Raw genomic sequence first — 26,475 nt, forward strand, 5'->3', positions numbered from 1 at the left:
CCGGCACCGCCAGGCCGGCCTACGCGGCCGTGGCGGTACGGACGGCCGTCAGGAGGTCGCGGAGCAGGTCCGCGCCCCGCAGGGTGAGCACCGACTCCGGATGGAACTGGACCCCGGCGAAGCCGGCGGCCGACCGCAGGGCGTGCACCTCGCCCGTCCCGGGGTCCCGCGCGACCTCCACCCCGCGCAGCGCCAGCCGGTCGGCGAGCTCCGCCGTGCAGCGGGCCGTGTACGTGTTGTAGAACCCGACCACCTCCTGCGCCCCGAAGAGGTCGATCCGGGTCTGCGCCCCCTGTGCGGGCTCCGCCTTGCGGACCAGCGGCAGCCCCAGCTCGGCGGCCAGCAGCTCGTGGCCCAGGCAGACGCCCAGCAGGCCGCCCCGGTGCCCCGCCAGCAGGTCCGCCGCCAGCCCGCGCAGCATCCGCATCTTCGGGTCGCCGGCGTCCGCCGGGTTCCCCGGGCCGGGGCCCAGGACGACCGGGCCCTCCCAGGCCAGCGCGGCGGCCCGCAGGCCCGGGTCGTCGTAGCGGCGTACGGTCACCTCCAGCCCGGTCACCCTCAGCACGTGGGCGAGCATCGCGGTGAAGGTGTCCTCCCCGTCCACCACCAGGGCGTGGCCCGGCGCCGCGGCCGGCCGCTCCTGCATGCGGAGCCAGAACGGGGCCAGGTCCTGGCGCCGGGAGGCGAGGGCCGCCTGGACCCGGGGGTCGCCCGCGAGCGGGGCTCCGGCCGCCGCCGGCCGGGGCGCCGGGGGCCGCACGCCCAGCGCGGCCAGCACCCCGGCGGCCTTGGCGTGCGTCTCGGCCACCTCGCCCGCCGGGTCGGAATGGCGCACCAGGGTCGCCCCCACCGGCACCCGCAGGGTCCCGTCCGGCGCGATGTCGGCGGTGCGGATCAGGATCGGGGAGTCCAGGGTCTGCGCCCCCGCGGCGTCCTCGGTCAGCAGGGCGAGCGCGCCCGCGTAGTAGCCGCGGCCCCCGGTCTCGTACCGCTCGATCACCCGGCAGGCGTTCTGCACCGGCGAGCCGGTCACCGTCGCCGCGAACATGGTCTCCCGCAGCACCTCGCGCACGTCCAGCGAGGAGCGCCCGCGCAGCTCGTACTCGGTGTGCGCGAGGTGGGCCATCTCCTTGAGGCGGGGCCCGACGACCACCCCGCCCATGTCCCCGACCGTGCACATCATCTTGAGCTCCTCGTCGACGACCATCGACAGCTCCTCGGTCTCCTTGCGGTCTCCGAGGAAGGCCAGCAGGGACTCGGCCGTCGGCCCCCCGGCGGGGTACCGGTACGTCCCGCTGATCGGGTTCATCACGACCGTCCCGCCGGACATCCGCACGTGCACCTCCGGGCTGGCCCCGATCAGGGTGCGCTCCCCGGTGTGCACGACGTAGGTCCAGTACGCGCCCCGCTCGCCCAGCAGCAGCCGCCGGAACAGCGCGAGCGCGTCGGCCCGGCCGAAGCCGTCGATCCGGCCCTCGTAGGTGCGCCGGATGACGAAGTTCGCGCCCTCGCCGCGCCCGATCTCGTCCTCGACGACCCGCTCCACGGTGGCCGCGTACTGCTCGTCCGGGACGTCGAAGCCGCCGCCCGCGACCCGTACCTCGTGGTCCGGCAGCGCGGCCAGTACCTCGGCCAGCGGGAGCTCGTAGGACTCCTCGGCGGTCAGCACGCTCAGCGGCGTGCCGTCGTCGCGCACGTCGAACCCGCGCTCCCGGATCTGCCGGAACGGGACGAGGGCCAGGGTGGGGAGCGCCCCGAGGGGCAGATCGGCGAGGCGCCCGGCCTCGTGCACCGGGCCGATCAGCAGCTCGACGGTGTCGTGGTCGCGGCCGGGGGTGCGGCGGCGCAGCAGGGCGAACGGCGGGCAGGAGTCGTCGAGCAAGCGGCTGAGTTCCATGGGGCGGGCGTCCTTCTCCGTGGTGAGGTGAGAGGGACGGCCCGGGCCCGGAAAGCACCGAAGGCCGCCCCTCGGGCGGCCTTCGCGTCGTCTGTGTCGTTCTACGTACGCGCGAGAAGTGGGCCGCCGGAAGCGGGCCACCACCAGTTCTGGTTCGAGTGCGCGTACATGCCGCCGACCATAGCGGACGTCCCGGTGGACGCGAAGCATCCGGATCAGCACAGGCGGGTGCATTCCCAGAGATATCCGTCTCACGGAGTGGGCACCGGGCTGAACGCGGCGTGTGACGCCGTAATGTGTATGAGGTGACCGTGAACGCTGAAACCCAAGCCCCCGCCGCCAAGGCGACCTGGCGAGACCTTCCCGCGGCGCAGCAGCCTTCGTACCCCGATGCCGAGGCCCTGCGCGCTGTCGTCGCGGACCTCGAGTCGTATCCTCCGCTCGTTTTCGCGGGCGAGTGCGACCAGCTGCGCGCCCGACTGGGAGCCGTCGCCAAGGGCGAGGCGTTCCTCCTTCAGGGCGGCGACTGCGCCGAGGCCTTCGACGGTGTCTCCGCCGACCACATCCGCGCCAAGCTGAAGACGCTGCTCCAGATGAGCGCCGTCCTGACGTACGCGGCCTCCGTGCCGGTCGTCAAGGTCGGCCGCATCGCCGGCCAGTACTCCAAGCCGCGCTCCAAGGACACCGAGACCCGCGACGGCGTCACCCTGCCGACCTACCGCGGCGACTCCGTCAACGGCTTCGCCTTCACCGAAGAGGCCCGCGTCCCGGACCCCGAGCGGCTGAAGCGGATGTACAACGCGTCCGCCTCCACGCTCAACCTGGTGCGCGCCTTCACCACCGGTGGCTACGCCGACCTGCGCCAGGTGCACGCCTGGAACCAGGACTTCGTGAAGTCCTCCCCGTCCGGGCAGCGCTACGAGCAGCTCGCGCGGGAGATCGACAACGCGCTGAACTTCATGAAGGCGTGCGGCACCGACCCCGCCGAGTTCAAGGCCGTGGAGTTCTACGCCTCGCACGAGGCGCTGCTGCTCGACTACGAGGGCGCGCTGACCCGTACGGACTCGCGCACCGGCAAGCTGTACGACACCTCGGGCCACATGGTCTGGATCGGTGAGCGCACCCGCCAGCTGGACCACGCGCACATCGAGTTCTGCTCGCAGATCGCCAACCCGATCGGCATCAAGCTCGGCCCCACGACCACCGTGGACGAGGCACTGACCTACATCGACCGCCTGGACCCCGAGCGCGAGCCGGGCCGGCTGACCTTCGTCGTCCGCATGGGCGCCGACAAGGTCCGCGACAAGCTCCCCGAGCTGGTCGAGAAGGTCACCGCGTCCGGTGCGACCGTCGCCTGGGTCACCGACCCGATGCACGGCAACACCTTCGAAGCCGCCTCCGGCCACAAGACGCGCCGTTTCGACGACGTGCTCGACGAGGTCAAGGGCTTCTTCGAGGTCCACAAGGCCCTGGGCACCCACCCGGGCGGCATCCACGTCGAGCTCACCGGTGACGACGTCACCGAGTGCGTGGGCGGCGGCGACGAGATCTTCGTCGACGACCTGCACCAGCGCTATGAGACGGCCTGCGACCCGCGCCTCAACCGCAGCCAGTCCCTGGACCTGGCGTTCCTGGTCGCGGAGATGTACCGCGACCAGTAGGCGGCGCTGTTCCTGACGCGTCGGTGACACGTAGGTTCCTACGACGGTGGGGCACGGATCCATGTGATCCGTGCCCCACCGTCGTATCCACCCCTTTTAGGTGACCCTAACTTTGGGTATGGTTAGGTAAGCCTCACCGAATAGGGGATGGCTGGCCGAACCATTCCTGCCAGGGAGGTGAACCGCGTGTACGTCTGCTCTTGTTTCGGGATCACCGACAAGCAGGTCAAGGACCACGCGGCCGCCGGGGCCTGCACCCCCCGCCAGATCGCCTCGGCCACCAAGGCCGGCACCGACTGCGGCTCCTGCGTGCGTACCATCCAGGGCCTCCTCGGCCGCGGGGCGTGCCCGCGCCGGGAGCTGCTGGACACGGGAAACGCGGCAGCCGTGCTCTCCGCCGGCCCCGAGCTCGCGGAAGCGGCCTAGCTTCTCCGGCCCGGCCCGGCCCTCAGGTCGGCCTGGCACTCAGGCGGGCCTGGCTCTCCGGCCGGCCTAGCTCTCCGGCTGCTCGATGAGCTGCGCGATGTAGAGCGGCTCCCCGATGCTCTCGATGAGCTCCAGCTGGGTGTCGAGGTAGTCGATGTGGTGCTCCTCGTCTTCCAGGATCTCCTCGAAGAGCCGCGCGGAGGTGATGTCGCCCTTGCCGCGCATCACCTCGATGCCCCGCTTGAGGCGGTCGATGGCCTCGACCTCGACCTGCCGGTCCGCCTGGAACATCTCCGTCAGCGTCTGGCCCACGCGGACGTGGAAGAGGCGCTGGTAGTTCGGCAGACCGTCGAGCATCAGGATGCGCTCGGTGATCTTGTCAGCGTGCTTCATCTCGTCGATGGACTCGGCACGGGTGTAGTGGGCGAGCTTCGTCCAACCCTTGTTGTCCTGGATGCGGTAGTGCAGCCAGTACTGGTTGATGGCCGTCAGCTCGCCGGTCAGCTGCTCGTTGAGAAACTCGAGGACCTCGGGGTCGCCCTGCATCGCAGAGGCTCCTTCCAAGCAATGTCAGCTATGTGACTGGGCAGGTGCGCGCATCCTTGCACCGCCGCCCGGGGCCGTCCAGTAAGTGCCTCCTTAGTGGGAGTTACCGCGACTTGCCCGAATCGGCTCGGAGCTGGTCATGACCACACTGCCACGTCTGTCACCATGGAGTCATGGGTCAGCCGGAAAGCCGTGAATCTCCGGGAGCCGAGTACCTTGAGCTCCCTCCGGGGCAGCGGTTGCAGCGAGGCTGGCCGGTCACCCATTACGGCCCCGTCCCCAAGTTCAAGCCGGAGCGCTGGGAGTTCCGGGTCTTCGGCGCGACGGCCGACGGTGAGAAGCACTGCTGGAACCACGAGGACTTCGCGGCCCTGCCGTTCGACTCCGTCGTGGCGGACCTGCACTGCGTGACGAAGTTCAGCATGCAGGGCGCCGAATGGGGCGGGGTCCTCGCCCGCACCCTCCTCGAACTCGCCCCGCCGGCCCCCCAGGCCACCCACGTGATGGTGTGGGCCGAGTACGGCTTCAGCTCGAACCTGCGCCTGGCGGATTTCTCCTCGGACCGGACGGTCTTCGCCACCCATCAGGGTGGCGAACTGCTGACCGCCGAGCACGGTTTCCCGCTGCGCCTCGTGGTCCCGCACCTGTACGCCTGGAAGGGCCCCAAATGGGTCCGCGGCATCGAGTACATGACCGCCGACCGGCGGGGCTTCTGGGAGGAGCGGGGGTACCACAACATCGGTGACCCCTGGCGCGAGCAGCGCTACTCCTACCAGGAGGTGCCCGGCGACGGGCCGGAGCTCTGACGCTCCGCCTCAGTGGTGGTACCGGTGGACGACCGCGTGGCCCTTGCCGCGGCCGATCATCCACTTGTTGACCGGGGTCGTCACGACGAAGGCGATCACGAGCGAGATCGCGAGCACCGTCCAGAACAGCGGCTCCGACAGGTGGGCGTCCATGGCTCCCGGCCACAGGGCGATCACACCGTTGTCGATCAGCTCCATGACGGCGATCGAGAGGGTGTCGGCGGCCAGCGCCACCCTGACGGCCGTACGGAAGTCCACACCCGCGCCGAGGATCCCGCGCAGCGTGAGCGCGTAGCCGAAGAAGAACGCGAGGACGATCGCCAGGATCATCGTCGCCAGGTTCCCCCAGCCGAGCGCGGTGCCGATGACCATGCCGAGCACTTCGCCGATGGCGCATCCGGTGAGGCAGTGGAGGGTGGCCCTGGCGGCCATGGCCCAGCTGACCCCGGCGGGGCCGTGGTGGTGCGCGTGCTCGTGGTTCGCGTGGTCGTGGTTCGCGTGCTCGTGGTGCGCGTGTGCGTGGTCCATCGGAACCCCCTGGAAACGCCGGAAGAACGGTCCTGCCAATGACAGAACCGTATACCCCCTAGGGGTATTCCTCAACGGATGATCAGTGGAGCCCGCGCAGCTCCTTCAGCAGTGCCACGTCCGCCGCGTGCCCTTCCTTGCCGCCCGGCGTCTCGATGATCAGCGGTACGCCGTCCATCGCCGGGTGCGAGAAGAGCTCGGCGAAGGCCTCCCGGCCGATGTGGCCCTGGCCGATGTTCGCGTGCCGGTCCTTGTGCGCCCCCACGCCCTCCTTGGAGTCGTTGGCGTGGATCAGCTTCAGCCGGCCTTCGCCCACCGTGTCCACCAGCAGGTCCAGCGTCTGCTTGGTGCCGCCCGGCTCCGCCAGGTCGTGGCCGGCCGCGAAGATGTGGCAGGTGTCCAGGCAGATCCCGAGCTTCGGATGGTGGTCGAGCGCCTCGAAGTACGGTCCGAAGTCCCAGGTCCGCGAGCACAGCGAGAAGCCCTGACCCGCCGTGGACTCCAGCAGCAGGAACGGGTCGTCCTCGTGCGTCAGCTCGTCCAGCAGCGGCAGCATGTGCTCCCTGACCTGCGCGTACGCCTCCTCGCGAGGCCTGCCGCCGGTGGCCGACCCGGTGTGGACGACCACCCCCAGCGCGCCGATCTCCCGTCCCCGGCGCAGCGAGTGCCGCAGGGACTCCACCGACTTCTCGACGGTCGCCTCGGTGTGCGAGCCGAAGTTGATCAGGTAGGGCGCGTGCACGTACGCCGGGATCGAGTCCCGCGCGCACTGCTCGCGGAACAGCTCGTCCTGTGCCGGGTTGCCGACCGGCGTGGCCCAGCCGCGCGGATTGGCGACGAACACCTGGACCGCCTCGGCGCCCATCTCCCGGGCGTACGTCAGCCCGACCGAGGCGAGCCCGCCCGCGACGGGGACGTGCCCGCCCACTGGATTGCGTGTCACGGTGCGCTACAGCCCCTTGATCTTGACGGTGATCGTGCTGCCCTCGGGGGCGCTCTGGCCGCCCGGCACCGACTGGCTCTCCACGGTGTTGCTGAAGGAGAGGAAGGGCTTGTCCACCTTCACCTTGAAGCCCAGGGCCTCCAGGGTCTTGCGGGCGGCGTCCGCATCCTGGCCGGTGACGTCCGGCAGCTGGACCTGGCGGGGCCCCTTGGAGACGGTCAGGGTGATCGTGTCGCCCGCGGCGGCCTGGGTGCCGGCGCCCACCGACTGGTTGGCGACCGTACCGGCGGCCGAGGGGGAGTTGACCTGCTCGGGGGCCGTCTCCACCTTGAAGCCGAGGCCCTCCAGCGCGGAGCGGGCCTGGTCCAGGGGCCTGCCGGTGACGGTCGGGACCGGGACCGGGCGGCCCTTGCTGACGACGATCGCGACCGCCGTGTCGGGCGCCCGCTTCTGGCCGCCCGCCGGGTTGGTGCTGACCACCGAGCCCTGCGCGATGTCCTGGCTGAACGCCTGGGTGACGATGCCGGGCGCGAGGCCGGCGGAGGTCAGCTCGGCCTTGGCGGCCTCCAGGGGCTTGCCCTTGAGGTCGGGCACGCTGACGACCTCGGGGCCGCGGGACAGGGTGATCGTCACGGCGCCGTTGCCCCGGATGCGCTTGCCGCCCGCAGGGTCGGTGTTCATGACGGTGCCGCGGTCGAAGGCGTCGCTGAACTTCCGGTCCACCGCCTTCACCCCGAGGCCGGCCGCCGAGAGCTCGGCCCTGGCCTGCTGCTCCGTCTTGCCGAGGAGGTTCGGGACCTTGGTGAACTGTCCGGAGTTGATGTACCAGACCCCGGTGCCGATCCCCAGGGCCAGCAGCACGCCGACGACGATCAGGAGCGGGCCCTTGCGGGGGGCGCGTACGGTCCGCCGCGGCCGGGCCGGCGGCAGGGCCGGGCTCGCCAGCCGGGAGGTGTGGTTCACGGGCTGCTGCGCGGTCACGGGACGCGGGATCACGCCGGTGCGGTCTTCGGAGGAGGCCCGCTCCGCGGACCGCGCCTGCGGCGGTACCGCGTCCAGCTCCTCGTCGCCGAGCCGTGCGCGGGCGTCGAGGGTCAGCCCCAGCAGGGAGGCGGCGTCGGTGGGCCGCAGCTCCGGATTGCGGGCGGTGGACTGCGCGACGAGCTCGTCCAGGCCGGCCGGGAGCCCCGGGACGGCGGCCGACGGGGGCGGCACGTCCTCGTTGAGGTGCTGGTAGAGCACCTGGGCCGGGTTGCCGCCGTTGTGCGGCTTGGAGCCGGTGAGCATCTCGTACAGCACGACACCGCAGGCGTAGACGTCCACGCGGGTGTCGGTGATCCCGTTCTCGATCTGCTCGGGGGCGAGGTAGGAGACCGTGCCGAGCACCGAGCCGGTGGTGTTGGTGACCGAGTCCACGCTGCGGACCAGGCCGAAGTCCGCCACCTTGACCCGGCCGTCGTCGCCGATCAGCACGTTCTCGGGCTTCATGTCCCGGTGGACGAAGCCGGCCCGGTGGGCGGCGCCCAGGGCGGCGAGGACCGGTTCGAAGATGTCGAGGGCGGCCCGGGGCTGGAGCGCGCCGCGCTCGCGGAGCACGTCGCGCAGGGTGCAGCCGGAGACGTACTCCATGGCGAGGTACGTGTACGGGCCGTCCGTGCCCTGGTCGAACACGGCGACCACGTTGGGGTGGGCGAGGCGGGCCACCGACTTCGCCTCGCGGATGAAGCGGTCGACGAAGGCCGCGTCGGCGGCCAGTGCCGGGTGCATCACCTTCAGCGCGAGGACGCGGTCCAGGCGGGTGTCGAGGGCCCGGTAGACCGTGGCCATGCCGCCGGCCGCGATGCGGGCATCGATGCGGTAGCGGCCGTCGAGCACGCGCCCGACGAGGGGGTCATCCAGGGTCGTATCCACCCGGCGATTCTACGAGCGCCCCTGGCCCGCCCGACCCGGGTGGGGGTGGTTGCAGCGCAGCTGTGACGTGGGGTACGGGTTCACGCGTGCGCGGGGCCTTCGCCCTCGCTGCCCCCACGCCGGGGTCGGTGGCTGCCTCCCGCCCGGGCTCGGGGGGAGGGAGGACCCGGCCTGTCCCGGCTCGGGGGGAAGGAGGACCCGGCCTGTCCCGTACGGCGGCACCGAAGAACAGCCGAACCCGGGCTGAACCCCATCAGGGAGGGGCGGGGGTTTCCCGGCAGTCTTCGTTTTTCCGCGTCGGGCCGGCCCGTCAAGGGCGCTCACTGCGTTCGCGTCGCTCCGCGACGGCCTTCGGCCGCCCTTGACAGACCGCCCCGCCACGGAAAAACGAAGACTGCCGGGAAACCCCCAAAAGAACGGCACGGTCCGTGGTCGAGGGGCGGGCACCTCAGGGACGCAGGAGGCACCGCGCATCGGCCTGCCGGGCATCCGGACCCTCGCAGGCCTGGCCCGGGCCGCAAGCACGGCCCCCAGGCGCCCCAGATCGCTACGCGCTGCCCACGATCTGGCGTCCGACGACCGCCTGGGGCTCATCCCCGCACCAAAAGCCGACCAGAGCGCCGCGGGAAGCACCCAAGCGCCTCAGATCGCTACGCGCTCCTCAAATCTCGGCGACTGACGGCCGTCCGGGGCTGATCGGCTTCACCTCGACATGAATACCGGTTTTCTCAGCACTTCCGGCCGCACCCCGCCCTCGGGGGAATCCGCCAGCTCCAGCACTCCGCCGGGCAGCTCCCACGTCCCGTTGTCAGCTCGGCGGATGGGCAGCAGTCGGCCGTCATCACGCACCACCACCCCGGCAACCGACACGGAATAGCGTGGCGTTGACCCGTCCGATGGGACGCTGCTACTCATGCACATGAGCATAGGAGGCCGTCCCTCGGTACTTGCAGATCGCCGAGGACATCGTCCAGCAGGTTCGTGCCGGCGTTTTGAAGCCGGGAGACCAGGTGCCCGGCGAAGCCGAGATGGTCGAGCGTTACGGGGTCTCGGCAATTCTGGAGATCCGCGCCAGCGCTTTCGTGGACATCAGCGGACGACGGGACCGCACCCCGCCCGCCAGTCGCTGATGCGCTTGCGGATGCTCGGGACCATCAGGAGGTCGTCAGTAGCCTCGGGGGTGAACCAGGCCACCTCAAAGGACTCATCGGACACCCTGAGTTGTCCCCCTGTGGGGCGGGCGAGAAGACAGATCGAAAATTCCTGTCGGACCTCGCCGTCGTCGTATGCGAAGACGTGTCCGGGGTTCGTGTACGTCCCCACGATGCCAGTGACCTCGACCGTGATTCCGGTTTCTTCGCGAGTCTCCCGCACGGCGCACTCGCCAATGCTCTCCCCGAGCTCCATCACCCCGCCGGGAAGCGCCCACATCCCGTTGTCGGTTCGCCGCTGCAACAGCACCCGGCCGACGTCGTCCACGACGACGGCCGAAGCGGCCGGGACAAGGCTGTTCGCGACGGGAGCATCCGGGTCGTCCTCGTAGTCACGCCTGGGCATCGTCCCTCGCCTCCCGAACATCGCGCCCACGACTCCACAGCTCTTCCACATGAGCCGCGAAGCGGTCGAACATTCCATCCGTTTGCCCACGCCGCAGGTGCATCATCGGCGAGTCGTGGCCAACGCTACGGGCAAGGATGGGAGTCACGATCATTTCGTCGTCGAACCGGAAGACGGACAGGTTGACGTGACCTGTCTCGAACCTGGCCTCGATGTTGTCGACATCGCGCAGCTTCTCCAACTCGTTCAGCGTCACGGCGATCCGCGTGGACAGAGTCAGTGGCACGGCTTCCTCGACCTCCCGCGCTGCTGTGACTGGGCTTTCCGGGTCTCCGATCAGAAAGCGCACACGGCAACCGCTCTGTGCCTTGCGTCGCAGCGCACCCCCCAAGTTCGCCTGTTCCAGCCACAAGAAGTAGTTCGTGTAGCCGGCGAATGTCAGCTCCTTCCCGGCTTTCGTCACCAGCGACTTCCACAAGCTCGCCGGTGCCGCCGAGCGGTAGGGGAAGACCTGCACCATCTCTCTGTCGGGCCCTGTGGTGAGTACGGACCGGACGGCGTTAGGCCACAAGGCTGCCTCCTCTGCTCCTAATGCCCCGCATGCCACCCATCGGTGCCGAGCGTGCGGAACACGATTCGGGTCGGTCAACCATCGACCGATTGTCTTCGCATCTACCCCACAGACCTCGGCAAGTTGCCCCTCGGTCATCTTGGCATTCGCCATCGCTTGCCGGAGCGCATGATTCACAGTTCGCCTCCACGGGACGTCTGGGACGAAAAGCACCGTACTGATGAAGTGTCCCGAACGTCCGCCGAACGCGGTAGGAACGCTCGAACCAGCGACGGAGCATCACTTCAGACCAACTTTGCAAGGAGTGGTGTGCACATGCCCCAACGCAGTCATTCGTCCGCAGTGGATGCCGACGTCTCTCTGGTCAGAGTGACGATCGGGGAGGAACCGAGCGAAGAGCTGCTCGATCGGGCACTGGTCGGCTGGGAGCGCTTCCTCAGCACATTTCCAGGAGACGAGCGATGAGCGATCGGTACGCGTACGTCCCGCACAGCCTCCTGCGCCGTCGCGTCCGCGACATCGCGTCCGGCAACGAGGGTGAGCTGATGGCCGTGATCAACGAGAACGTCTCCGCCACCGGCGTCGAACGCTGGATGGAGCTTGCCTACATCCGCAACGCTTCCGGCCGCGAATTCACCACCGCCGTCACCAATGTAGAACCCGCCCACGATCAGCCCCGGACGGCCGTCAGTCGCCGAGATTTGAGGAGCGCGTAGCGATCTGAGGCGCTTGGGTGCTTCCCGCGGCGCTCTGGTCGGCTTTTGGTGCGGGGATGAGCCCCAGGCGGTCGTCGGACGCCAGATCGTGGGCAGCGCGTAGCGATCTGGGGCGCCTGGGGGCCGTGCTTGCGGCCCGGGCCAGGCCTGCGAGGGTCCGGATGCCCGGCAGGCCGATGCGCGGTGCCTCCTGCGTCCCTGAGGTGCCCGCCCCTCGACCACGGACCGTGCCGTTCTTTTGGGGGTTTCCCGGCAGTCTTCGTTTTTCCGTGGCGGGGCGGTCTGTCAAGGGCGGCCGAAGGCCGTCGCGGAGCGACGCGAACGCAGTGAGCGCCCTTGACGGGCCGGCCCGACGCGGAAGGACGATGGGACTGACGGGAAACCCCCGCCCCTCCCTGAGACCGGCCGAGGGGACACCCCCGCCCCCACCCGCCCGTACCCGGGGGGCGGGTGGGCGGCCGCCGACCCGCCCCAGGGGGTCGAGGGGGGATTGGCGGGCCCGCGCCGTGAACCCCGTACCCCCGCCCCCGTCAGAACGCCGGGCGCTCCGGGTCCAGGGTCGCGCGGCCCTCGGTGGGGGAGGAGGGCTCGGCGAAGCGGCGTTGCGGGATGCGGCCCGCGCGGTGGGCCAGGCGGCCCGCCGACACCGCGTCGCGCATGGCCGCGGCCATCAGCGCGGGCGACTGGGCGCGGGTGACCGCCGACGCCAGCATCACCGCGGCGCACCCGAGCTCCATCGCCAGCGCCGCGTCCGAGGCCGTACCGGCCCCCGCGTCGAGGATCACCGGGACCCCGGCCCGCTCCACGATCAGCTCGAAGTTGTGCGGGTTCCGGATGCCCATCCCGGAGCCGATCGGAGACCCCAGCGGCATGATCGCCGCGCAGCCCACGTCCTCCAGCTTGCGCGCCAGCACCGGGTCGTCGTTCGTGTACGGGAGGACCGTGAAGCCCTCGTCCACCAGGATCTCGGCGGCGTCCAGCAGCTCGACCCCGTCCGGGAGCAGGGTGCGTTCGTCGGCCACCACTTCGAGCTTGACCCAGTCCGTGCCCAGCGCCTCCCGGGCGAGCCGGGCCGTCAGCACGGCCTCGCCCGCGGTGAAGCAGCCCGCGGTGTTCGGCAGGACGGCGATGCCGAGCCGGGAGAGGACGGACAGCACCGAGCCCTGGACCGTGGGGTCCAGGCGGCGCATGGCGACGGTCGTGAGCTGCGTCCCGGAGGCGACCAGGGCGCGTTCCAGGACGTCCAGGCTCGGGGCGCCGCCCGTGCCCATGATCAGGCGGGAGGAGAAGGTGCGGTCGCCGAGGGCGAAGAGGTCGTCTGCCATCGTCCTCAGCCCCCCTGTACCGCGGTGAGGATCTCGACCCGGTCGCCGTCGCCCAGCTCGGTGTGCGGCCACCGGCCGCGCGGCACCACGGTCTCGTTGAGCGCCGCCGCGACCCCCTTGGGGGCCCGGGTCAAGGTGGCGACCACGGCGTCGAGCGTGGTCCCGGCCGCGACCTCGCGCGGCTCGCCGTTGACGGAGATGGTCATGCGTACGACTCCTGACGTGCCTGGGTGAAACGGCGCGGGCTGAAGGGGCGGGCGATCTCCGGCACCGCGCCGGTGACCAGCAGTTCCGCCATCACGTCGCCGGTGAGCGGGGTCAGCAGCACCCCGTTGCGGTAGTGCCCGGTGGCCAGGTGCAGGCCGGGCAGCTCGGTGGGTCCGAGCAGCGGGGCGTTGTCGGGGGAGGCCGGCCGCAGGCCGGCGCGGGTCTCGGTCAGCGGGAGCTCGGTGATGCCGGGCACCAGCTCGTGGGCGTCGCGCAGCAGCTCGTACACCCCGCCGGCGGTGACGGTGGTGTCCCATCCGAGTTCCTCGCTGGTGGCCCCGACGACGAGTTCGCCGTTCTCGCGCGGCACCAGGTAGACGTGGCTGCCGCGTACGACGGCCCGTACGGTCCGCGACAGGAACGGCGCGTACGAGGCCGGCACCGTCAGCCGCAGCACCTGGCCCTTCACCGGCCGTACCGGAACCTCGACCTCGGGCGGTACGCCCGCCAGCTGCCCGCTGAGCGAGCCCGCCGCCAGCACCACCTGGTCCGCGCGGAGCTCCGTACCGTCGTCGAGCACGGCGCCCACGGCCCGGTCGTGGACCACGCTCAGCCGGTCGGCGCTCGCCCGGTAGACGCTCACCCCCGCCCGCTCGCAGGCGGCCAGCAGCGCGGCCGCGAGCCGTCGCGGGTCCACCTGGTGGTCGCCGTCGACGCGCAGCCCGCCCCGGACGCCCGGGGCCAGCATCGGCTCCAGGCGGCGGCACTCGCGGCCGGTCAGCCAGTCGGACTCCAGCCCGCAGCGGCGCTGCAGGGCGTGCAGCTCGCGCAGGTGGAGCCGGTCGTCGGAGTCGAGGGCCACGGCGAGGGTGCCGCAGGCGCGGTAGCCGATCTCCATGCCGCCGCTGGCCTCGGTCAGCTCGGCGGCGAACTCCGGATAGCGGGCGGCGGAGGCCACGTTGAGCCCCAGCAGGGTTTCCTCGCCGTAGTGCAGCTCGGTGACGGCGGCGAGCATCCCGGCCGCGACCTGGGCGGCCCCGCCGCCGGGCGCCGGGTCGGCCACTGCGGTGCGCAGCCCGCTGCGGGCCGCCCGCCAGGCGGTGACCAGGCCGATGACGCCGCCTCCGATGACGAGGACGTCGTGACCCGTTTGTCGTGATGAGTGCATGGGTGTCCAGCCCCTCCCTTCGCCGGCATGACCCGGATCAGGTTCGTACGGTCGGAGGCCGGCCAGCCTCCCTCTCAGCCCGGTGCGCCCGGACTCCCGCGATAGGTACGGTGGCCAGACTAACCCCGGGGCCGGTGCCGGGTAAGGCTGCCTCCCCGCCCGCTATTCCTGACGGACCGTCAGGTGATTAGGGTGGGCGGGGTGAGCGAGCAGACGGAACAGACTCAGAGCGGCGTCGTCATCGTCGGCGCCGGAATGGCCGGGGTGCAGACCGCGGTGGCCCTCCGCGAACAGGGCTTCACCGGCCCCGTCACCCTGCTGGGCGCCGAACCCCACCAGCCCTACGACCGCCCCCCGCTGTCCAAGGCGGTGCTGCTCGGCAAGGCCGAGGACTCCGCCTTCGACGTGGACTTCGAAGGGCTCGGCATCGAACTTCGACTGGGGCTCGAGGTCACCGGCCTGCGGGCCGCCGCGCACGAGCTGGACACGGCCGCGGGCCCGGTCCCGTACGGGGTCCTCGTACTCGCCACCGGCGCCGAACCGCTGACCCTGCCCGGCTCCGAGGGGGTCCAGGGCGTCCACCTGCTGCGCACCCTCGACGACGCGGCACGGCTGCGGCCGGTGCTCGCCGCCGCGCCGGCCGTCGTCGTGGTCGGGGCGGGCTGGATCGGCGCGGAGTTCGCCACGGCCGCCCGGGAGGCCGGCTGCGCCGTGACCGTGGTCGAGGCCGCGGACCGGGTCCTGGCGGGGGCCCTGCCCCCGGAGGTCGCCGAACCGATGGGGCGCTGGTACGGGGAGGCGGGGGCGACGCTGCTGACCGGAGCGCGGGTTGCCTCGGTGGAGCCGGGCCGGGTCCTGCTCGCGGACGGCCGCGTGCTGGAGGCCGGCGCGGTGGTCGTCGGCATCGGAGCCCGCCCGGCGACGGGCTGGCTGGCGGGGTCGGGCATCGCACTGGGCCCGGACGGCTCGGTCACGGCCGACGACCGGCTGCGGACCTCCCTGCCGGGGGTGTACGCGGTCGGGGACTGCGCGTCCTTCCCGTCGGCGCGGTACGCGGCGCGGCTGCTGGTGCACCACTGGGACAACGCCCTGCAGGGGCCGCGGGTCGTCGCGGCCGACATCCTCACCGGCGCGGACGGCGTGTACGACCCGGTGCCGTACTTCTGGTCGGAGCAGTTCGGGCGCTTCGTGCAGTACGCCGGACACCACGGCGGAGCGGACCGGCTCGTGTGGCGGGGCGACCCGGCCGATCCCGCCTGGTCGGTCTGCTGGCTCCGGGACGGCGCCCTGGTCGCGGTCCTCGCGGTGGGCCGCCCCCGCGACCTGGCCCAGGGCCGCCGCCTGATCGAATCCGGCGCGCTCCTGGACCCCGCCAGGGTCTCCGACCCCGGCACCCCGCTGAAGTCGGCCACGGCCTGACGGCCACCCCCTCCCGGCCGTGTGCGGTCCCCGGGCGCACGGCTCGGGTGCCGCACGCGCCCACGGACGGACGGCTCGGGTACCGGCGGTCAGTCCGAGATGGCAGGCTTGTGCACGTGACCGAGATTGACGCAAAGATCGACGCCCTTGTCCCCGCCTGGCTGTACCTCCCCGACATCGCGGAGATGCTCGACATCGAAGTGACCCGGGTCCGCCAGCTGGTCAAGGAAGGTCAGCTGCTCGCGGTGCGCCGCGGCGAGAACCGCTCCCTCCAGGTGCCCGCCCCCTTCATCGACGGCGACAAGGTCGTCAAGGGCCTCGTCGGCCTGCTGACCGTGCTCCGCGACGACGGCTTCTCCGACGAGGAGATCCTGGAGTGGATGTTCACCCCGGACCCGACCCTGCCCGGCACCCCCGCCCAGGCGCTGAGCGAGAATCGCGGCACGGAGGTGAAGCGCCGCGCTCAGGCGCTCGCCCTCTGATCCGCTGATTCGCCGATCCACCGGTGTACGGGCCGAGCACGCGGGCCCGTACACCGCCACCACCACGGGGGTACACCCATGCAGCAGCTGTCCGACGCCCGGCTCTACCTGTGCACGGACGCCCGCAAGCGGCAGGGTGACCTCCCCGAGTTCCTGGACGCCGCCCTGGCGGGCGGCGTGGACATCGTCCAGCTCCGGGACAAGGGCATGGAGGCGGCGGAGGAGCTGGAACACCTCCAGGTCTTCGCCGAGGCGGCACGCCGGCACGGCAAGCTCCTCGCCGTCAACGACCGCGCCGACGTCGCGCACGCCATCGGCTCCGACGTCCTGCACCTCGGCCAGGGCGACATCCCCGTCCCCGCCGCCCGCGCGATCCTCGGCGAGAACCTCCTGATCGGCCGCTCCTGCCACGCCGAGTCCGAGGTCGACGCGGCCGTCGCCGAACCCGGCGTGGACTACTTCTGCACCGGCCCCTGCTGGCCCACCCCCACCAAGCCCGGCCGGTACGCCCCCGGCCTCGGGCTCGTCCGGTACGCCGCCTCCCTGCCGCAGGAGCGGCCCTGGTTCGCCATCGGCGGTATCGACAGCACCAATCTGGACGAGGTGCTCGACGCCGGCGCCACCCGGGTCGTGGTCGTACGGGCCATCACCGAGGCCTCCGACCCCGGCGCGGCCGCCGCCGAGCTGGCCAAGCGCGTACGGGCCCGTCTCGCGTAGGTGTCCAAAAACGTGTCCAATGGGTGGACGCAGCTTCGGCCTCCGCCGGGCCGCGTCTAACCTGCCCGTATGGCCTCTGGTACCGCTTCCACCTGGTCGGATCGTGCGCACACGGTCCGCGACCTTCTGGCGTCCGGGCGCTCGTACTCCTTCGAGTTCTGGGCTCCCAAGACCGAGAAGGGCGAGCGCAACCTCTGGAACGCCCTCCGCCGCATCGAGGCGGTAGCCCCCAGCTTCGTGTCCGTCACCTACGGAGCCGGCGGCTCCACCCGCGGCGGCACCGTACGGGCCACCGAGCAGATCGCCGCGGACACCACCCTCACCCCCGTCGCGCACCTCACCGCCGTCGACCACTCGATCGCCGAGCTGCGCCACGTCATCGGCCAGTTCGCGGACGCGGGCATCCGCAACATGCTCGCCGTGCGGGGGGACCCGCCGGGCGACCCCATGGGTCCGTGGGTCAGGCACCCCGAGGGCGTCGAGTACGCGGCCGACCTCGTGCGCCTGCTCAAGGAGTCCGGCGATTTCTGCGTCGGCGTCGCGGCCTTCCCCGAGATGCACCCGCGTTCGGAGGACTGGGACACGGACATCCGGCACTTCGTGGACAAGTGCCGCGCGGGCGCCGACTACGCGATCACCCAGATGTTCTTCGATCCGGAGAATTATCTGCGGCTTCGCGACAGCGTCGAGAAGGCGGGCTGCGAGACCCCGATCATCCCCGAGGTCATGCCTGTTGTGGGGATCAAGCAGCTCGACCGGCTGCCCCAGCTCAGCAACGCGCTCTTCCCCGCGGCCGTAAAAGACCGCATGCTCGCGGTCAAGGACGACCCGGCCGCTGTACGCTCCATTGGCATCGAGTTCGCCACGGAGTTCTGCGCGAGGCTGCTGTCCGAGGGTGTCCCGGGGCTGCACTTCATCACGCTGAACAATTCCACGGCGACCCTCGAGATCTACGAGAACCTGGGCCTGCACCAGCGGGCCTGATCGGCCGTCCCCCGTTCCCGCGCCGGCGGCCGTACCGAGAGGGGCCATGCATGGGAATGACGGTCCTCTACATCGCGTTCGGCTTCGTCGCGTTGTGGCTGCTTGCCGAGGTCCTGATGCAGTACAAGGCCCGGCTCCGCTGGCGCCTGCTCGCCTTCGCCGGCTTCGTCGGAGTCGTCGCGGGGGTGGTGCTGCCGTCGGTGCTCGTCATCGCGGCCGGCGCGGCCGCCTTCGCGATCGGCCAGACCCTGGTGACGCTGTCCTTCCGCAAGGGCTTCGTGGCCGGATGGGCCCTGCGCCGCGGCGGGGAGCCCGTGCGCAAGAGCGGCCGCCGCCGGGGCGCCGGTGCGCGCCCCGAACGCAGCGAGCCCGCACTGGAAGTGACGGGGCTGGAGTACGGCGCGGACACCGCCGGGAGCCGGGACGACCGGGACGACCGGGACGAGTTCGACGACCGCGAGGCGAACGTCTTCACCCCGCAGCCGGTTCCCGAGGACACCGGCTCGTACGGGATACAGAGCTTCGCTCCCCAATACTCGGCCCAGCAGGACCAGTCCGGCCAGGCCGCCGAAACGGCCGCCTTCGCCTCGCCGTTCGGCACGCCCGAGCAGGACGCCCACCAGTACGCGGCCTACTACGACCCGCAGCCCCAGGGCGGCTACGACTACTCCGGCGGTTATCCGACGGGGGAGCAGCAGGTCTACGCCGCCTACTCGGACCCGTACATCGGCACCGGCGGAGGCGTAGCCCCGCCGCAGAACTACGACTACGCGCCGTACGCCGACTACAACCAGCAGCAGTACTCCGTGGACACCCCGCCCGGCGGGGTCTGGGTGCCGCAGCAGCGGTCCACCGACGGGGCCGGCCAGCCCTACCCGGGCGAGGAACAGCCCCCGCAGCAGCAGCCGCAGGGGTACCCGTACCAGGGCGGCGCCGGCGACTACGACCAGTACCGATACTGATCCGGACGCACGAAACGCCTAGCGGGAGCCGCGGAAGTCCGCGCCCTCCACGATGAGCCCGGCCACCAGGGCGCCGGTCATCCCCGCGTGCGGGAGGCCGCCGCCGGGGTGGGCCCAGCCGCCCGCGAGGTACAGGCCCGGCAGGGCCGTGGTGTTCGCAGGGTAGAGCAGCCGCCCGCCGGCCCCCGCGAGGGCGGGCGGGGGCACGCAGCCGTCCGGCGCGCCCGTGGCCGCGGCGATGTCGGCGGGGGTGCGCAGCTCCTGCCACAGCAGCCGCTCGCGCAGCCCGGGCACCGCCGGGGCGGCCGCGGCCAGCAGTTCCTCGGCCGAGGGCGCGGACCCGGGAGCCGTCACCGCCTGCACGGTGACCGCCTCGTGCTCCGCGTCGGGCCGGCCGGCGGGGTCGTCGGGGCGCAGTACGGTCACGTCCTGCCCGACCAGGGTGCGGTGCACGGCGTCCGAGGGGCGGGGCCCGCGCAGGGCCAGGAACAGGGTGTACCGGCCGGGGAGTCCGGTGCTCCGGGCGGGCGTGGAACCGGGCGCCGGCGCGACGGCGAGCGCCCTCGGGTCGACGCCGCAGACCACGGAGTCGGCGTCCGCCACGGAGCCGTCGGCCAGCAGCAGCCCGGCCGCGCGGCCGTCCCGCTCCAGGACCTCGCGCACCTCCGCGTCGAAGACGAAGGCCACCTTCCGTTCCCGGCAGCGCTCGTACACGGCCGTGGCCAGCGTCCGGATCCCGCCGCGCACGTACCAGCTGCCGAAGGTCTGCTCCATGTAGGGCAGTACGGCCGCCGAGGCGGGCGCCGCCGCCGGGTCGAGCCCGTACGAGCGCACCCGAGCGGTCAGCAGCTGCCCGAGCGGCCCGCCCAGCTCCCGCTCCGCCACCTCGGCGAGGGTCGGCGGGCGCCGCCGCAGCAGGCCGCTCCTGCGCAGCGCCGGGTACGGGTCCTCGCCCAGCCTCTGCCAGTCGGGCCGCAGCGGCTCCTCCAGCAGGGGGCGGCGGGTGGCGTTCCAGGCTTCGCGGGCGCGGCCGAGGACCCCGTTCCAGCGGTCCCCGGCGCCCGCCCCGAAGGCCTGGTCGAGGACGGCGGCGGCGCCGCCGCGCGAGGCGCCCGGCAGGGTGACCCCGGTGCCGTCGGGCAGCAGGTGCCGGACGGCGGGATCCACCTGGACCAGCTCGGCGCACTCCTCCAGCGGCCGCTTGCCGGTCTTCACGAACAGGTCGCGGTAGACGGCGGGCAGGTGCAGCAGCCCGGGGCCCGTGTCGAAGGCGAAACCCTCGCGCTCGTAGCGGCCCACGGCCCCGCCGTAGGTGGAGCCCCGCTCGTACACCGTCACCTGGTGGCCTGCCACGGCCAGCCGGGCCGCCGTCGCCATCGCGCCCATCCCGGCGCCGATCACCGCAATTCGTGCCATGCGGCCGAGCCTATCGAGCCAGGTCAGTAGGGTGGCGCCCCGGTGGTCCGGCGGACCTCGGCGGCCAGCCGCTTCTCCTCGCGGCGCTGGGCCCGGCGGCGCCGGAAGCGGCGGATCCGGGACCAGAGGAAGACCAGTATGGCCAGGCCGGCCGCCAGCAGCACGGCCGCGATGACCGCCGCGGCCTGGGGGTTGAATATGGCGAAGGTGACGATGCCGGCCACGCCGAGGTCCTCGGCGGTGCTGATCACGATGTTGCTGACGGGCTCCGGGGAGGTGTTCACCGCCATCCTGGTACCGGCCTTGACGAAATGGCTGGCCAGCGCGGTGGAGCCGCCGACCGCCCCGGCCGCGATGTCGGAGAGCGACCCGCTCTGCCCGGCCAGCAGGGCGCCGACCACCGCCCCGGAGACCGGGCGGATCACCGTGTGGACGGTGTCCCACAGCGAGTCCACGTACGGGATCTTGTCGGCCACCGCCTCGCAGAGGAACAGCACGGCCGCCACGATCAGGACATCGGTGCGCTGCAGCGAAGCCGGCACCTCGTCGGTCAGGCCGGTCGCGCCGAAGATGCCGAGCAGGAGGATCACGGCGTAGGCGTTGATCCCGCTGGCCCAGCCGCTGGTGAAGACCAGGGGCAGCACAGTCATTCGGACATCATGCCGTAGGACGGGTGCTCCGGCGGGCATACGGCGGAGGGGACGGCCGCCCGTCGGCAGCCGTCCCCTCCGTCATGTTCAGTGGGGCTACTGCCCCTGTTCGTCACGGCGGCGCTGCCACCGTTCCTCGATGCGGGTCATCATCGACCGACGCTGCCGGTTCCGGCCGTGGGCCGAACCGCCTGCACTGCCGGAGACGGGCTGCTCGCCAGGCTTGGGTGCCTTGCGCCAACCGGTGACCACGAGAACCGTACAGCCCAGCATGACGAGGAAACCCACCACGCTGATCCAGAGCACGTTCGGCACGATCACACCGGTCATGAGGAGCGCGATACCCACCACAATGCCTGCGACTGCCTGGTAAACCCGTCGCCGGGTGTACGTGCGCAGTCCGCTTCCCTCAAGCGCTGTCGCGAACTTGGGATCTTCGGCGTACAGCGCTCGCTCCATCTGCTCGAGCATTCGCTGCTCGTGCTCCGAGAGCGGCACGGGAGTCCTCCTCATCCGTCGGTCGCGGGGGGTAGCGACCAGGGGTCCCCTTCAGGATAGGCGGGGAATCGCCCCCGTGATACCCGCCCTCTACGCCACGTTCGAAAAATGCACTGAGTCAAAAAGCCACTGCGTTCAAACCGTACCGTCGCCTGCGCGGTCACTGAGGCGCTTATTCCCCAATGGCCAGTCCGCCATGCCGACCGGTCCCTCGATCATACGTGGCCGACCGCCGGTTCGGAGGGTGTGCGGGAATCCGCCTGCGCCGGACGCTCCGCAGATCAGGCGGGCTTCTCGCCCAGGACGTGCAACTGCGTGGCGACCGCGTGGAAGGCCGGCAGCTCGGCGGCGGCCTCCTCCAGTCGCAGCAACGCCTCGACCGCGCCCGGCTCGGTGTCCACCAGGACTCCGGGGACGAGGTCCGCGAAGATCCGTACGCCGTGCACCGCGCCGACCTCCAGGCCGGCTCCGCCGACCAGCTCGGTGAGCTGTTCGGCGGTGAACCGGCGCGGGACCGGGTCGCCGGATCCCCAGCGGCCCGCCGGGTCGGCGAGCGCGGTCCGGGCCTCGGTGAAGTGCCCGGCCAGCGCGCGGGCCAGGACGGCCCCGCCCAGTCCGGCGGCCAGCAGGCTCAGGATCCCGCCGGAGCGCAGGGCGGCGACGGCGTTGGACACGCCCTCGGCCGGGTCGTCCACGTACTCCAGCACGCCGTGGCAGAGCACGACGTCGTACGCGTCCCGCTCGACGACGTCCAGCAGGCCCTGGGCGTCGCCCTGGACCCCGCGCACCAGATCGGCGACACCGGCCTCGGCGACGCGGCGCTCCAGCCCGAACAGTGCGTTGGGGCTGGGGTCGACCACGGTGACCCGGTGGCCCAGCCGGGCCACCGGCACGGCGAACTTGCCGGTGCCGCCGCCGGTGTCCAGTACGTCCAGCACGTCCCGCCCGGTCGCCTTCACCCGGCGGTCGAGGGCCTCCTTGAGGACCTCCCACACCACGGCGGTGCGGAGGGAGGCGCGGGGGCGGGAAGTGTCCGACACGGCTGATGGCTCCTCGGCGCGGTATGGGTGCGGGCGTGCCCCACCCTATTGCCTCAAGCCGCCGACCAGCTCATCCCGCGTGCGGACGCTCCGGCCGGGGCTGCGGCAGCGCCTGGGCCGATGGCTGCGGGAGGTCCTGCGGCGGACTCGGCTGCCTCGCCGGGGCCACCGGGCGGAGCGAGAGCATCCGCTCCACCAGGCGCAGGAACATCCCCACCTCGCGCACCAGATCGTCCGCGTCCCGGCCGGTCGCCGCGTCCGGTATGCCGGCCTCGGCCCGGGCCCGGCGGTCCGCTCCGGAGGCGAAGAGGGCGCTCCACTCGGTCAGCTCCGGCGCTATCTCCGGCAGTACCTCCCACGCGCTGCGGATCCGGGGCCGCCGGCGCGGGTTCACCGGTTCGGGCCGGCCGCGGGCGGCGAGCACGGCCGCGGCCACGCGCAGTGCCGCGAGGTGGGCGGTGGCGTACCGCTCGTTGGGCCGTGGCAGACCGACCGCCTCGGCCAGGCCGCTGCGGGCCTTGGCGAGCAGATCGAGGGCGGCCGGCGGAGCCGCCGACTTCCTCGGGACGGGGTGGACAGGGGACGGGGACGGTGTGGCCATGACGAACCTCCTGTCGATACGTGCTGCTTCGGAGCGCCTGTGGAGTGCGCCGTGGTGCCGCGGTGCTGTCGCACTGCGTGGATCCATCGTGACGCCCGCCACTGACAATCCTCCTGACCTGGGGGTTTCTCTTGCCTCCCAGCCGTAGGTCCCTCTCCTGCCCCCATCGGGCGGCCTTACCTGATAGTTTTTGAACTGACCGGTCAGTTCAAAAGAAGGGGGACGGGCGTGGACAGCCCGCACGGCGCGGCCGTCAAGGCCGAGGGCTTCGGACTCAAGGGACCGCGCGGCTGGGTCTTCCGGGGCGTGGGGATCGACGCGGCACCCGGGTCGCTCATCGCGCTCGAAGGCCCCTCCGGAAGCGGCCGGACCTGCCTGCTGCTCGCCCTCACCGGCCGGATGAAGCCCTCCGAGGGCCACGCCGAGATCGGCCGCCACCGGCTGCCGAAGAAGATGGCCGCGGTCCGCCGGATCGCCGCCCTCGGCCACGTCCCCGGGGTCAACGACCTCGACCAGGCGCTCACCGTCGCCGAGCAGCTGCGCGAGGGGGCGATGCTCCAGCGCCGCTACGAGGGCCCCGTGCGGGCCCTGCTCCGCCCGCGGGGCGAGCGGCGCACCTCCACCGCGGCCCGGACCGAAGCGGCCCTGGCCGCCGCCGGACTCGACCTCGCCACCCTGCCCAAGGGCCCGCGCACCTCGGTGCGCGACCTGGAGCGGCTGGAGGCCGTCCGGCTGTCCGTGGCCATCGCCCTGCTGGGCAGCCCCCGGCTGCTCGCCCTCGACGACACCGACCTGAAGCTCTCGACCGCCGAGCGCGCCGAGCTCTGGGCCCTGCTCCGCTCGATCGCCGACCGGGGGACCACCGTCCTGGCGGTCTGCAACGAGGCGCCGGAGGGGGCGGTGGTGCTGCGCACGGTCGCGCCGGCCGAGGAAAAGCCGCCGGCCGAGGAAAAGCCCGCCGCGAAGCCCACGCCGGCCGCCCGCCCGACCGAGGAGCCCAAGATCACCTGGGGTGCCAAGGCGGACGCCAAGCAGGCCGACGAGCCCAAGGCCGCCGAGGCGGACAAGGCCGACGCCGCCAAGGCCGACGAGCCCAAGGCCGACGCGCCCGACGCCGCCAAGGCCGACAAGGCCGACAAGGCCAAGCCGGCCAAGGCCCCCAAGGCCAAAGCCACCAAGCCCGCCAAGCCCAAGCCCGCCAAGGCCGACTCCGCAGCCGGGGACACCGCGGTCGACGGCACCGTGGCCGAGGACGACGCCGGGGCCGCCGACGCCGACGCCGACGCCGCGAACGGCGCGACCGCCGAGCCCGACACCAACGACGACGACACGAAGGGGACGGACGATGCGCTCGCCGAAACTGGCCGCGCTTGAGCTGAAGCGGTTCGGGCGGGGGAAGCTGCCCCGGGCCGCTCTCGTCGCGCTGCTGCTCCTGCCGCTGCTCTACGGAGCCCTGTACCTCTGGTCCTTCTGGGACCCGTACAGCCGCCTCGACAAGGTCCCCGTCGCCCTCGTCAACGCCGACCAGGGTGCCACCGTCGACGGCAAGCGCATCGCGGCGGGCGACGAGATCACCAAGAAGCTGCACAACAGCAAGACTTTCGACTGGCGCGAGGTCAGCGCCGACGAGGCGGCCAAGGGCGTGGAGGAGGGGAAGTACTACCTCTCCCTGACCATGCCCGCCGACTTCAGCTCGAAGATCGCCTCCAGCTCCGGGGCGGACCCCACCACCGGGGCCCTCCAGGTCCGTACGAACGACGCGAACAACTACATCGTCGGCTCGATCTCGAAGACCGTCTTCTCCGAGGTCCGCTCGGCGGCGTCCGCCAACGCCTCCCGCGGCTTCCTCGACAAGATCTTCGTGAACTTCTCCGACCTCCACGACAAGACCGCCGAGGCCGCCGACGGCGCCGACAAGCTCAAGGACGGCGCCGGCAAGGCCCAGCAGGGGGCCAAGGACCTCGCCGACGGCCTCGACACCGCCAAGGAGAAGACCGGTGAGCTCGCCGGCGGCCTGAAGAAGCTGAACACGGCCGCCGGCCAGCTGGAGACCGGTACGAAGGACATCGCCGCGGGCACCCAGACGCTCGCCGACAAGGTCAACGGCGCCGCCTCCAAGGCCAAGCCCTTCGTCAAGGACCCCAAGTCCCTGGCGGACACCGCCCAGCTGGTCGCCGACACCGCCCAGGTGGTCAACAACCACCTGGAGAAGTTCACCGAGAAGGCCCCGGCCGTCGCGGCCGTGACCAAGCGGGCCGCCAGCGGCGCCGCCACGTACTACACCGACCACTGCGTCACCCCCGGGGCCGAGCCGCACCTGGCCTCCTGCCCGGACCTCAAGAGGATCAAGGACGACACCGCCGAGGGCGCCCTGCTGGCCGGTGACGTCAACAACCTGGCCAAGAACTCCAACGGAGACATCGGCAAGCTCCGCGGCCAGCTCACCGACCTGGAGAAGAAGGCCCGCGAGCTCGTCGACAAGGCCCCCGGCCTGTCCTCCGACCTCGACGCGGCCGTCGCCAAGGTCAACGCCCTGAACGCCGGCGCCCAGAAGGTCGCCTCCGGCACGGCCCAGCTCCACTCCGGCCTCGGCACCGCCTCCAGCGGCTCCGGAGCCCTCAACGAAGGCGTCGGCAAGCTCGGCGACGGCGCCCACACCCTCGACGGCGGCATGTACAAGCTGGTCGACGGCAACGGAGAGCTGGCCGGCCGCCTGCACGAAGGCGCCGGCAAGATCCCGGACTACGACCAGCAGGCGCGCGAGGCCCGCACCCAGGTCATGTCCGACCCGATCCGGCTCGCCAACCAGTCCCTGCACAAGGCGCCCAACTACGGCACCGGCTTCGCCCCGTACTTCATCCCGCTCTCCCTCTGGGTCGGCGCGATGGTCGCCTACATGCTGATCGCGCCGCTGAACAAGCGGGCGCTGGCCGCCGGTGCCTCGCCCTGGCGCATCGCCCTCGCGGGCTGGCTGCCCGTGGCCGGGATCGGCGCCGCGCAGGTCGGCGCGCTGATGTCCGTACTCCACTGGGGCCTCGGCCTGGAGATGGCCCGCCCCGCGCTGACCGTCGGCTTCCTGATGCTGGTCACCGGCTGCTTCGCCGCGATCGTGCAGTGGCTGAACGCCAAGTTCGGCGCGGCCGGGCGCATCCTGGTCCTCGCCTTCCTGATGCTCCAGCTGACCTCGGCGGGCGGCACGTACCCCGTCCAGACCAGCCCGGGCTTCTTCAACGCGATCCATCCCTTCCTGCCGATGTCGTACGTCGTCGAGAGCCTGCGCCGGCTCATCACCGGAGGCGACCTCGCCCCGGTGTGGCAGGGCTGCGCGGTCCTGGCGGCCTTCACGGCCGGAGCCCTGGCCCTCACCGCGCTCGCCGCCCGCGGCAAGCAGGTGTGGACCATGGACCGGCTGCACCCGGAACTGAGCCTGTAGAAAGCTGTTGA

26 protein-coding genes, 2 pseudogenes and 1 riboswitch are annotated in these 26,475 nt (G+C 71.9%); of the genes and pseudogenes, 12 read left to right on the forward strand and 16 right to left on the reverse strand.

The features are described from left to right. Positions 1–19: 19 nt before the first annotated feature. Complete coding sequence (locus ACZ4TG_RS23590) at positions 20–1,897, reverse strand: anthranilate synthase family protein (RefSeq protein ID WP_468165922.1); 1,878 nt, start codon at positions 1,895–1,897, stop codon at positions 20–22. Between the two features lie 305 nt (positions 1,898–2,202). On the opposite strand from ACZ4TG_RS23590, the gene ACZ4TG_RS23595 reads away from it, so the two are divergent. After that, positions 2,203–3,558, forward strand: a complete 1,356-nt coding sequence (locus ACZ4TG_RS23595; protein ID WP_189736270.1) for a class II 3-deoxy-7-phosphoheptulonate synthase — start codon at positions 2,203–2,205, stop codon at positions 3,556–3,558. Positions 3,559–3,735: 177 nt separating this feature from the next. Then, positions 3,736–3,984, forward strand: a complete 249-nt coding sequence (locus ACZ4TG_RS23600; protein WP_468165924.1) for a (2Fe-2S)-binding protein — start codon at positions 3,736–3,738, stop codon at positions 3,982–3,984. Positions 3,985–4,050: 66 nt separating this feature from the next. Here ACZ4TG_RS23600 and bfr read toward each other — a convergent pair whose 3' ends face one another. Further along, positions 4,051–4,530, reverse strand: a complete 480-nt coding sequence (gene bfr / locus ACZ4TG_RS23605) for a bacterioferritin (RefSeq protein ID WP_030233303.1) — start codon at positions 4,528–4,530, stop codon at positions 4,051–4,053. 173 nt (positions 4,531–4,703) lie between these two features. On the opposite strand from bfr, the gene ACZ4TG_RS23610 reads away from it, so the two are divergent. Next, positions 4,704–5,336 (forward strand): sulfite oxidase-like oxidoreductase, encoded by a 633-nt coding sequence (locus ACZ4TG_RS23610; protein ID WP_468165926.1) that lies wholly within the window; start codon positions 4,704–4,706, stop codon positions 5,334–5,336. 9 nt (positions 5,337–5,345) lie between these two features. Here the strand turns inward: ACZ4TG_RS23610 and ACZ4TG_RS23615 are convergent, their stop codons facing one another. The 4 genes and pseudogenes from ACZ4TG_RS23615 to ACZ4TG_RS23630 all read right to left on the reverse strand — a co-directional run. Next, positions 5,346–5,864, reverse strand: coding sequence for a DUF4396 domain-containing protein (locus ACZ4TG_RS23615; protein ID WP_468165928.1), 519 nt, complete (start codon positions 5,862–5,864; stop codon positions 5,346–5,348). A gap of 82 nt (positions 5,865–5,946) precedes the next feature. After that, on the reverse strand, positions 5,947–6,807 hold the full coding sequence (locus ACZ4TG_RS23620; protein ID WP_468165931.1) for a deoxyribonuclease IV: 861 nt from the start codon (positions 6,805–6,807) through the stop codon (positions 5,947–5,949). 6 nt (positions 6,808–6,813) lie between these two features. Then, complete coding sequence (gene pknB / locus ACZ4TG_RS23625) at positions 6,814–8,718, reverse strand: Stk1 family PASTA domain-containing Ser/Thr kinase (RefSeq protein ID WP_468165933.1); 1,905 nt, start codon at positions 8,716–8,718, stop codon at positions 6,814–6,816. A 691-nt stretch (positions 8,719–9,409) separates the two neighbouring features. Beyond that, a pseudogene (locus tag ACZ4TG_RS23630) lies at positions 9,410–9,645 on the reverse strand (NUDIX domain-containing protein); the annotation flags it as partial. Positions 9,646–9,665: 20 nt separating this feature from the next. Here ACZ4TG_RS23630 and ACZ4TG_RS23635 point away from each other — a divergent pair. Beyond that, positions 9,666–9,806 (forward strand): annotated as a pseudogene (locus tag ACZ4TG_RS23635) (GntR family transcriptional regulator); the annotation flags it as partial. Between the two features lies 1 nt (position 9,807). Here the strand turns inward: ACZ4TG_RS23635 and ACZ4TG_RS23640 are convergent. Together ACZ4TG_RS23640 and ACZ4TG_RS23645 are read right to left on the reverse strand one after the other, a co-directional pair. Next, positions 9,808–10,275, reverse strand: a complete 468-nt coding sequence (locus ACZ4TG_RS23640) for an NUDIX domain-containing protein (RefSeq protein ID WP_468165935.1) — start codon at positions 10,273–10,275, stop codon at positions 9,808–9,810. Then, positions 10,262–10,795 carry a DUF5919 domain-containing protein gene (locus ACZ4TG_RS23645; RefSeq protein WP_468165937.1) on the reverse strand — a complete coding sequence of 178 codons (534 nt, stop codon included), beginning with the start codon at positions 10,793–10,795 and terminating at the stop codon, positions 10,262–10,264. Before ACZ4TG_RS23645 ends, ACZ4TG_RS23640 begins: the two co-directional genes overlap by 14 nt. A gap of 512 nt (positions 10,796–11,307) precedes the next feature. Between ACZ4TG_RS23645 and ACZ4TG_RS23650 the strand changes: the two genes are divergently transcribed. Then, positions 11,308–11,562 (forward strand): hypothetical protein, encoded by a 255-nt coding sequence (locus ACZ4TG_RS23650; protein ID WP_468165939.1) that lies wholly within the window; start codon positions 11,308–11,310, stop codon positions 11,560–11,562. 530 nt (positions 11,563–12,092) lie between these two features. Here the strand turns inward: ACZ4TG_RS23650 and ACZ4TG_RS23655 are convergent. From ACZ4TG_RS23655 to thiO, 3 genes are all read right to left on the reverse strand, one after another. Continuing rightward, complete coding sequence (locus ACZ4TG_RS23655) at positions 12,093–12,887, reverse strand: thiazole synthase (protein ID WP_468165941.1); 795 nt, start codon at positions 12,885–12,887, stop codon at positions 12,093–12,095. 5 nt (positions 12,888–12,892) lie between these two features. After that, the gene (gene thiS, locus ACZ4TG_RS23660) at positions 12,893–13,093 is read right to left on the reverse strand and encodes a sulfur carrier protein ThiS (protein WP_468165943.1); all 201 of its coding nucleotides are present in this window, start codon (positions 13,091–13,093) and stop codon (positions 12,893–12,895) included. Then, on the reverse strand, positions 13,090–14,262 hold the full coding sequence (gene thiO / locus ACZ4TG_RS23665; RefSeq protein WP_468165945.1) for a glycine oxidase ThiO: 1,173 nt from the start codon (positions 14,260–14,262) through the stop codon (positions 13,090–13,092). Before thiO ends, thiS begins: the two co-directional genes overlap by 4 nt. Beyond that, a riboswitch (TPP riboswitch) is annotated at positions 14,260–14,372 on the reverse strand. It overlaps the preceding gene by 3 nt. A 91-nt stretch (positions 14,373–14,463) precedes the next feature. Here thiO and ACZ4TG_RS23670 point away from each other — a divergent pair. From ACZ4TG_RS23670 to ACZ4TG_RS23690, 5 genes are all read left to right on the forward strand, one after another. Continuing rightward, positions 14,464–15,681 (forward strand): NAD(P)/FAD-dependent oxidoreductase, encoded by a 1,218-nt coding sequence (locus tag ACZ4TG_RS23670; RefSeq protein ID WP_468165947.1) that lies wholly within the window; start codon positions 14,464–14,466, stop codon positions 15,679–15,681. Between the two features lie 116 nt (positions 15,682–15,797). Further along, a complete protein-coding gene (locus ACZ4TG_RS23675; protein ID WP_362133496.1) occupies positions 15,798–16,163 on the forward strand; it encodes an Rv2175c family DNA-binding protein in 366 nt (121 codons plus the stop codon). A gap of 78 nt (positions 16,164–16,241) precedes the next feature. Next, positions 16,242–16,880, forward strand: a complete 639-nt coding sequence (gene thiE, locus ACZ4TG_RS23680; protein ID WP_468165949.1) for a thiamine phosphate synthase — start codon at positions 16,242–16,244, stop codon at positions 16,878–16,880. A gap of 69 nt (positions 16,881–16,949) precedes the next feature. Continuing rightward, positions 16,950–17,864, forward strand: a complete 915-nt coding sequence (gene metF / locus ACZ4TG_RS23685; protein WP_468165951.1) for a methylenetetrahydrofolate reductase [NAD(P)H] — start codon at positions 16,950–16,952, stop codon at positions 17,862–17,864. Between the two features lie 50 nt (positions 17,865–17,914). After that, the gene (locus ACZ4TG_RS23690) at positions 17,915–18,826 is read left to right on the forward strand and encodes a hypothetical protein (protein WP_468165953.1); all 912 of its coding nucleotides are present in this window, start codon (positions 17,915–17,917) and stop codon (positions 18,824–18,826) included. 18 nt (positions 18,827–18,844) lie between these two features. On the opposite strand, the gene ACZ4TG_RS23695 is transcribed toward ACZ4TG_RS23690, so the two are convergent. The 5 genes from ACZ4TG_RS23695 to ACZ4TG_RS23715 all read right to left on the reverse strand — a co-directional run bounded on the left by ACZ4TG_RS23695 (position 18,845) and on the right by ACZ4TG_RS23715 (position 23,031). Then, entirely contained in the window at positions 18,845–20,242 is a 1,398-nt protein-coding gene (locus ACZ4TG_RS23695; RefSeq protein WP_468165955.1) for a phytoene desaturase family protein, read from the reverse strand. Between the two features lie 23 nt (positions 20,243–20,265). Further along, positions 20,266–20,892 carry a DUF4126 domain-containing protein gene (locus tag ACZ4TG_RS23700; protein WP_468165957.1) on the reverse strand — a complete coding sequence of 209 codons (627 nt, stop codon included), beginning with the start codon at positions 20,890–20,892 and terminating at the stop codon, positions 20,266–20,268. A gap of 96 nt (positions 20,893–20,988) precedes the next feature. After that, on the reverse strand, positions 20,989–21,390 hold the full coding sequence (locus ACZ4TG_RS23705) for a DUF3040 domain-containing protein (protein ID WP_468165959.1): 402 nt from the start codon (positions 21,388–21,390) through the stop codon (positions 20,989–20,991). A 281-nt stretch (positions 21,391–21,671) separates the two neighbouring features. After that, complete coding sequence (locus ACZ4TG_RS23710) at positions 21,672–22,430, reverse strand: methyltransferase (protein WP_468165961.1); 759 nt, start codon at positions 22,428–22,430, stop codon at positions 21,672–21,674. A 70-nt stretch (positions 22,431–22,500) separates the two neighbouring features. After that, positions 22,501–23,031 carry an SAV_6107 family HEPN domain-containing protein gene (locus ACZ4TG_RS23715; protein ID WP_468165963.1) on the reverse strand — a complete coding sequence of 177 codons (531 nt, stop codon included), beginning with the start codon at positions 23,029–23,031 and terminating at the stop codon, positions 22,501–22,503. A gap of 228 nt (positions 23,032–23,259) precedes the next feature. Here ACZ4TG_RS23715 and ACZ4TG_RS23720 point away from each other — a divergent pair, with 228 nt between their 5' ends. Beyond that, entirely contained in the window at positions 23,260–24,405 is a 1,146-nt protein-coding gene (locus ACZ4TG_RS23720) for an ATP-binding cassette domain-containing protein (protein ID WP_468165965.1), read from the forward strand. Continuing rightward, positions 24,377–26,464, forward strand: a complete 2,088-nt coding sequence (locus tag ACZ4TG_RS23725) for a YhgE/Pip family protein (protein ID WP_468165967.1) — start codon at positions 24,377–24,379, stop codon at positions 26,462–26,464. Before ACZ4TG_RS23720 ends, ACZ4TG_RS23725 begins: the two co-directional genes overlap by 29 nt. The last annotated feature ends 11 nt before the right edge of the window (positions 26,465–26,475 follow it).

Source organism: Streptomyces sp. NPDC028314 (assembly GCF_055565795.1).

Excerpts from the sequence above, each read along its gene's own strand:
- ACZ4TG_RS23590 (WP_468165922.1), bottom strand. The coding sequence starts at position 1,897 with ATGGAACTCAGCCGCTTGCTCGACGACTCCTGCCCGCCGTTCGCCCTG.
- bfr (WP_030233303.1), bottom strand. The coding sequence starts at position 4,530 with ATGCAGGGCGACCCCGAGGTCCTCGAGTTTCTCAACGAGCAGCTGACC.
- ACZ4TG_RS23610 (WP_468165926.1), top strand. The coding sequence starts at position 4,704 with ATGGGTCAGCCGGAAAGCCGTGAATCTCCGGGAGCCGAGTACCTTGAG.
- ACZ4TG_RS23615 (WP_468165928.1), bottom strand. The coding sequence starts at position 5,864 with ATGGACCACGCACACGCGCACCACGAGCACGCGAACCACGACCACGCG.
- ACZ4TG_RS23640 (WP_468165935.1), bottom strand. The coding sequence starts at position 10,275 with ATGCCCAGGCGTGACTACGAGGACGACCCGGATGCTCCCGTCGCGAAC.
- ACZ4TG_RS23645 (WP_468165937.1), bottom strand. The coding sequence starts at position 10,795 with ATGGTGCAGGTCTTCCCCTACCGCTCGGCGGCACCGGCGAGCTTGTGG.
- ACZ4TG_RS23650 (WP_468165939.1), top strand. The coding sequence starts at position 11,308 with ATGAGCGATCGGTACGCGTACGTCCCGCACAGCCTCCTGCGCCGTCGC.
- ACZ4TG_RS23655 (WP_468165941.1), bottom strand. The coding sequence starts at position 12,887 with ATGGCAGACGACCTCTTCGCCCTCGGCGACCGCACCTTCTCCTCCCGC.
- thiS (WP_468165943.1), bottom strand. The coding sequence starts at position 13,093 with ATGACCATCTCCGTCAACGGCGAGCCGCGCGAGGTCGCGGCCGGGACC.
- thiO (WP_468165945.1), bottom strand. The coding sequence starts at position 14,262 with ATGCACTCATCACGACAAACGGGTCACGACGTCCTCGTCATCGGAGGC.
- thiE (WP_468165949.1), top strand. The coding sequence starts at position 16,242 with ATGCAGCAGCTGTCCGACGCCCGGCTCTACCTGTGCACGGACGCCCGC.
- metF (WP_468165951.1), top strand. The coding sequence starts at position 16,950 with ATGGCCTCTGGTACCGCTTCCACCTGGTCGGATCGTGCGCACACGGTC.
- ACZ4TG_RS23690 (WP_468165953.1), top strand. The coding sequence starts at position 17,915 with ATGGGAATGACGGTCCTCTACATCGCGTTCGGCTTCGTCGCGTTGTGG.
- ACZ4TG_RS23695 (WP_468165955.1), bottom strand. The coding sequence starts at position 20,242 with ATGGCACGAATTGCGGTGATCGGCGCCGGGATGGGCGCGATGGCGACG.
- ACZ4TG_RS23700 (WP_468165957.1), bottom strand. The coding sequence starts at position 20,892 with ATGACTGTGCTGCCCCTGGTCTTCACCAGCGGCTGGGCCAGCGGGATC.
- ACZ4TG_RS23715 (WP_468165963.1), bottom strand. The coding sequence starts at position 23,031 with ATGGCCACACCGTCCCCGTCCCCTGTCCACCCCGTCCCGAGGAAGTCG.
- ACZ4TG_RS23725 (WP_468165967.1), top strand. The coding sequence starts at position 24,377 with ATGCGCTCGCCGAAACTGGCCGCGCTTGAGCTGAAGCGGTTCGGGCGG.